General features: G+C 34.0%; 7 protein-coding genes and 2 pseudogenes. 4 read left to right on the top strand and 5 right to left on the bottom strand.

The annotated features are described in order from the left end of the window. On the top strand, nt 1-111 hold a 111-nt coding region (locus tag AC1DIT_RS26630), incomplete at its 5' end, for an IS3 family transposase (RefSeq protein WP_476998294.1). Between the two features lie 54 nt (nt 112-165). Here the strand turns inward: AC1DIT_RS26630 and AC1DIT_RS26635 are convergent. The 4 genes and pseudogenes from AC1DIT_RS26635 to AC1DIT_RS26650 form a co-directional block, all read right to left on the bottom strand. Next, nucleotides 166-534 (bottom strand): DUF3979 family protein, encoded by a 369-nt coding sequence (locus AC1DIT_RS26635; protein ID WP_016114565.1) that lies wholly within the window; start codon nt 532-534, stop codon nt 166-168. Nucleotides 535-866: 332 nt separating this feature from the next. After that, nucleotides 867-1,181: a hypothetical protein gene (locus tag AC1DIT_RS26640; protein ID WP_016114564.1), complete on the bottom strand. Its 315-nt coding sequence runs from the start codon at nt 1,179-1,181 to the stop codon at nt 867-869. Between the two features lie 149 nt (nt 1,182-1,330). Next, entirely contained in the window at nt 1,331-2,380 is a 1,050-nt protein-coding gene (gene rsgA / locus AC1DIT_RS26645) for a ribosome small subunit-dependent GTPase A (RefSeq protein WP_016114563.1), read from the bottom strand. Between the two features lie 179 nt (nt 2,381-2,559). Beyond that, nucleotides 2,560-3,086, bottom strand: a pseudogene (locus tag AC1DIT_RS26650) (DinB family protein). Between the two features lie 199 nt (nt 3,087-3,285). Here AC1DIT_RS26650 and AC1DIT_RS26655 point away from each other — a divergent pair. Both AC1DIT_RS26655 and AC1DIT_RS26660 read left to right on the top strand, forming a co-directional pair. Beyond that, a complete protein-coding gene (locus tag AC1DIT_RS26655; protein ID WP_476998533.1) occupies nt 3,286-3,633 on the top strand; it encodes a DUF4257 domain-containing protein in 348 nt (115 codons plus the stop codon). Nucleotides 3,634-3,718: 85 nt separating this feature from the next. Continuing rightward, nucleotides 3,719-3,943 (top strand): hypothetical protein, encoded by a 225-nt coding sequence (locus AC1DIT_RS26660; protein ID WP_016114560.1) that lies wholly within the window; start codon nt 3,719-3,721, stop codon nt 3,941-3,943. 61 nt (nt 3,944-4,004) lie between these two features. Here AC1DIT_RS26660 and AC1DIT_RS26665 read toward each other — a convergent pair. After that, nucleotides 4,005-4,289: pseudogene (locus tag AC1DIT_RS26665) on the bottom strand (MFS transporter); the annotation flags it as partial. Nucleotides 4,290-4,866: 577 nt separating this feature from the next. Between AC1DIT_RS26665 and abc-f the strand changes: the two are divergent. After that, a partial coding sequence (abc-f, locus tag AC1DIT_RS26670; RefSeq protein WP_476998534.1) for a ribosomal protection-like ABC-F family protein occupies nt 4,867-6,198 on the top strand: 1,332 nt, incomplete at its 3' end.

Consider the following 6,198-nt stretch of genomic DNA (forward strand, 5'->3'; position numbering starts at 1 on the left):
AAAAATGAAATTAAGAACTACATGACGTATTACAATCATTATAGATATCAATGGAATTTAAAAAAGATGACTCCTGTTGAATACAGAAATCATCTTCTTGATGTTGCATAACTTTTTTTAAAAATGTCCTTTACAAAGGGTACAGATTAATGTACGGATGCTTTTTTACTCACAATCTTCACAAACTTCCCAATACAAAGCCATTTCTACTGCGAGGAATGGCTTTAATTGTAACCGAATCATTCGGCTTGGCATACGCTCTAAAACAAACTGAATACCTTCTCCATCCTCTTCTAACTCGGTTTTTAAGATTACTATTCGTTGTATAGTTGTAATCGGCTGACCCTCTTTATATAAAGTAATTCGCAACTCATCATATTCATTAAAAAACAATTCTACACTCATATGTTCTGTTGATACACTATTAACAATTGAGTACTTACCATCTTCTTCTTGGATTACATATTTCCAGCCATTTTTTCCATCTTCCATTGGAGCAGCTTGAAATAATGACATTAAATCCTCGTATAGCATAAGATAACCCCTCTCTTACTAAAAAACGATGAGTATTTTATATACCCTTTTTCTCTATCACTATCAAGCTTATTGTACCATACATCAATTGACTTGCTATATTCTTCTGCCTATTATACTACACTACTTTTATCCCGCTATTTGCTGGTAGTAACACTCCCACCTCAAAATTCAGCGAAAGCTAAGAAATTAGGTTGAGGATGAACTACCAGTAAAAGCCCGATTGGTGAAGGCTGATAATCAGTGGGGAGAAGAAAAACCTCACTGATTAAAGTTTTACTGTATATAAATCATGAAAAAACAGGAATGACATTTATCATTCCTGTTTTTCATCAAAATACTTTCCCTATAGCAACTAAAGCTAATACCACTATCAAGCTGGCGAATAGTACCGATACAATAAAGCTAAAAATCGGTAATGTTTTCTTTTCATTCTTTTTAAACAATAGTCTTAAACTAATCACGATATTTAATGGTACAAATATGAAATAAAAATATTTAATAATTTGCATTGCACCACTCGAACTATTTAAAAGTGTTTTAAGTACAAACACCTCAATCAAAAAGATAAGAAAAAATGAAATACTTAACCAAAATGAGGCATAGCTAAGCCAAGAATGTCTTTTCGTTCCCCAATACACTCCCATACTCTTCTCCTTTATAAATAGTCTACTTTTCAATAATTATACATACTTATAACAAATTCCTTTATTTTTCGACTATAACTGTCTATTTTTATAGAATAAATGACAAAAAACCAAAAGCATTCTATTAGCTTTTGGCTTCTCATTCTATTCTACTTTCTCCGATTCTGCTTCGCTATTTTTTTCCACTTCTCCCGCTCAGCACGAGCAAGCGCTAGATCTTGTTTTCTCATTGCGTATGCAATTTCCCTTTGCAATTTTTTATAATTCTGCAAACGGTTTGCTTCTAAAACCCCCTCATCAATAGCGGTGCGAACTGCACACCCAGGCTCATTTTCATGCTGGCAATCACGAAAACGGCACTTTTCTGCAAATTTTTCAATATCAGAAAACGTCGCATGAATCGCTTCGCTTCCCTCCCATAGTTGAAGTTCTCGCATTCCTGGCGTATCAATTACTAAACCACCACTTGGTAATTGAAACAACTCACGATGTGTCGTAGTATGTCGTCCTTTACTATCCTCTTCGCGAATACCACCTGTTTTTGCAACTTCACTTCCCATTAATGCATTTAGCAAAGTAGATTTCCCGGCGCCTGAAGAACCAACAAGAGCAATCGTTTTGCCAGAAGCGACAAATTGTTGTAAGGACTCAATTCCCGCTTGCTGTAAACTATCCACTGCAAAGATTGGAACACCAATAGCTATTGCCTCTGTTTCCAATATCTTTTGCTCCACATCTTCACACAAGTCACATTTCGTCAAAACAATAACAGGCATTGATCCACTTTCATAAGCTAATAATAAATAACGTTCAATTCTTCTTACATTAAAATCATGATTAAGCGCATTTACTAAAAATAGATAATCAACATTTGCTGCCACAATCTGCTCAACCGTTCTTTCGCCAGCTGCTTGCCTAGAAAAGGAACTTTTTCTTTGAAAAACACTATGAATAATTGCCTTGCTTTCTTCTTTTATTTTCTTTATATGCACCCAATCACCAACTGCTGGATAATCACCTTTATCTAATGCTTCATGACGAAACTTTCCAGATAACTCTGCCATATATTCGCCATCATCACAAATAATACGGTACATGTGCTTATGTTCAAGTAAAATTCGACCTATTTCATACTTTTCTAAAGATTGATCCTCAAAAAAAGAATCCCATCCGAATGTTTCTAAACAATTTTGCTTCAAATCTATATCCTCCCTATTTTGAGATCAGTGGAAGGATGACGCGATTCTTTACAAAGTCTCGCTCTTTCCGTCCACCTTTGTATTTACTTTAACATCCATATAAATCATCGCCATAATACATCACTCCGTTCTTAGTTTAGTTAATCTCATTATATGTAATATTATTTTGAAAAGCTACTTTATTTAACCGAATTTTCAGATATACACTTTTTTATCGTCCTTATTTGTCCGCGATGGCTGATTTCATCTTCTAGTACATGGAACCACAAATAGTACTGATTATATATGCCCCCGTTATCCCATCGACCTTCTGACATTAACCAAGCATCATCTTTTTCTTTTAAATATCGCAGCGATTCTTCTCGAACTTTATTAAAAAGTTGTACGTAGTATTGCACCTCATGCCCACGAATTCTTCTCCCGCTTCTCCTAAAAAAAGAGCGTCATTCCATCCCTTCAACTCCTCTTTTGTAAAATCTCGGTTCTGGAAAGAAATGAGCTGATGAACTTTTTCTATTGCGGCAATATGTTTTAGCAATGCGCCGATAGAATTTCCACCATCGACCAAGATAAAATCTAAATTTTCTACTGTTAAATCTTTTATCTCATACAATGTAACCGCTCTCGCATGCTCAAGCATACTAACAAGTTGTCCTACATTTGGCGTATAATTCTCCATACTTCGTATTCGGTAATCTATTTTCATTTTTCCGCCCTCCTTTTCTAGATTTTATGATAATGAAAAAGAACGTCACATAATAGACTGAAATATACCAGAATTTTCTGTTATAATAAAAATGAACGAGCATGTAGCCAAACCAAATTTTCTCAATATACTTATATAAAATTTAAAAAGGAATACGGATGTAAAAAACGAATCTTATTCACTAAAAGGAGTGGATTTGATGGAGATGTATCAATGGCTAACTGCTGTTCTCATTGGTGGCATGACTGGTTTCGTTTCCCATCTTATCAATAACCAAGGCAAGTTATTGCTTCCACGCCGTTTRAAAACATTTTTTCATYTTGGGTTTTTCACTGATATTTTKACTGGTAGTCTTGCTGCACTTCTGGGACTCGTCTTATTTGATGTGATTACTATAAAAGAAATTATTAAAGTGTCCATTGTCACTGCCATTTCAGGGCAAACATTCTTACTTCATCAAGCCCTCGGCGGTGAACAGGCCAAAAACACACAGATTAGTAAAGTCGATGAAAAAATTCAAGAAATTGACAAATTATTACGGCGTTAATCTATACTTCATTTAAAAATTACTGTTATAATGAGGAATAAATATTTCTGAATTGCGTCGTCTGTCAGAAGAAAGGGTGTTTCGTATGCCAAAAAAGAAAATAGAAGATTTCTTAACAGACTCTGAAAAAGAGGAACTGATAGAAAACTATAAATGTTTACGAGCAGCCCGCACAAAGCGCGAAGCTAACTATTTTGGTGAGGCAGTCAATCACCTATTGGATAAAGCCCAAAAACGAATTATTGAAGAAGCAGGAATCGAAGATGAAAATGCTGCAACTGTTCAATCTAAACGAAAAGCACTGTTTTAGTAATGTGCCTAAAACAGTGCTTTTCACCCTTTTGTTCACATAATATTTTTATGGTTTCCCTTTAAGAAACAGCCCTCTGTTTTTCTCCTACTTCTTTCTTTATGTATCGATCACTTTTTCTAAACACTAGTAATGAAAAAACATATAAAGCAGCCGTAAAATAGCCAATTGATATAAAATTATGGAACGATGCAAATAGCATTCCCCCTACTGCCGCTCCAATTGTTTGTCCAATATACATAGAAGAGTTTGCTAACGCTGCCCCTGTTCCTCTAGCTGTGCTAGATATCTTTTGCAAATGACTCATCATTAGTACAAATAAAATTCCTGTGATAAAAAATAAAATCTGTTTATCTAAGGGGAGGATTTTTTTATGGAGGGGAAGTATAAAGAAAGAAGGAATATACATTGTTGATTCTAAAGAAGTAGTTAACAGTAATTTGAGGTAAAGATGATTGTGATATTGCATTCCATAAAAAAGAATGTTACTCTAAAAATAGAATTATGAGAGGACTGATGGATGAATAATGATTAACTAATCGATATTTTAATTTGAAATTAATAACTTCAAACTACAAAATATAGGGTTAGTCTATCCATTTTTCACAAATCAGTTCATACTTTATTTGTCATGATTCCAATGATTAATAAGGACTTATTAAGTATAAGTGAACTACTAATCCTTCCGATTACAAATTGGGAGGATTTTTTATTCTCTTATAGGTAAGTTGATATTTATTAATCCGTAACTGTAACCTTACAAATAAAGGAGAGAAAAAAATGAGTAATTCAGACACTATTGTTACACATGTAATGCTCTATATAAGTCGTTAATATCCATCAAACTTATATGGAGGAATTAAAAAATTGATGGATATTCCGACTTTATATGAAAAGTGTTGATATATAAAGGAGGAATTATTATGTCAATGATAAAAGTTCAAGACTTAACTTTTTCATACCCAGGTAGCTTTGATAATATTTTTGAAGGTGTAAACTTTCAAATAGATACGGATTGGAAACTAGGGTTTATTGGTAGAAACGGACGAGGTAAAACGACATTCTTTAATTTATTATTAGGTAATTATGAGTATAGTGGGAAAATCACTTCTTCGGTAGAATTTAATTATTTCCCTTACCCAGTTTCGGATAAGAACAAGTTCACTCATGAAATCCTTGAAGAAATTTGTCCCCAAGCAGAAGATTGGGAATTTCTGCGTGAAATATCCTATTTAAATGTTGATGCCGAGGCCATGTATCGACCATTTAAAACATTATCAAATGGAGAACAAACAAAGGTGTTGCTTGCTGCACTGTTTTTGAATGAGGGTCAATTTCTATTAATTGATGAGCCAACAAATCATCTAGACACTGATGCACGAAAGATGGTCTCTAATTATCTAAGGAAGAAAAAAGGGTTTATTTTGATTTCACATGACAGAATCTTTTTAGATGGATGCGTTGACCATATCTTATCTATAAATAGAGCAAATATTGAAGTTCAAAGTGGTAACTATTCTTCTTGGAAGTTAAATTTTGATAGACAGCAGGAACACGAAGAGGCTACAAATGAGCGTCTTCAAAAAGACATAGGGAGATTAAAACAGTCTTCAAAGCGTTCAGCAGGTTGGTCTCATCAAGTGGAAGCTTCCAAAAATGGAACAAGGAATTCAGGATCTAAGTTAGATAAGGGTTTTGTAGGACATAAAGCGGCCAAGATGATGAAGAGAGCGAAGAGCCTTGAATCAAGGCAACAAAAAGCAATTGAAGAAAAGTCAAAATTACTAAAAAATGTGGAGAAAACTGAGTCGTTAAAATTAGAACAATTGAAATTTCAGTCAAATGAATTGGTTGTTTTGACTGATGTGTCTGTTAAGTATGATGACCAAATAGTAAATGAACCAATTAGCTTCATAGTTGAACAAGGGGACCGATTTGTACTTGATGGAAAGAATGGAAGCGGGAAAAGTAGTATCCTAAAACTACTTCTAGGACATCCAATACAGCATACAGGCTCAGTTAATTTAGGTTCAGGACTCATCATTTCCTATGTCCAACAAGATACTTCTCATTTGAAGGGATCGTTATCGGACTTTATTGAAGAACACGAGATTGATGAGACGTTATTTAAATCCATCCTACGTAAGATGGATTTTGACCGAATTCAATTTGAGAAAGATATATCTTATTATTCTGGTGGACAAAAGAAAAAGCTGCTTATTGCTAAAAGTTTATGTGAAAAAGCTCATATATAT

It is taken from the genome of Bacillus sp. 05T22, assembly GCF_056396765.1.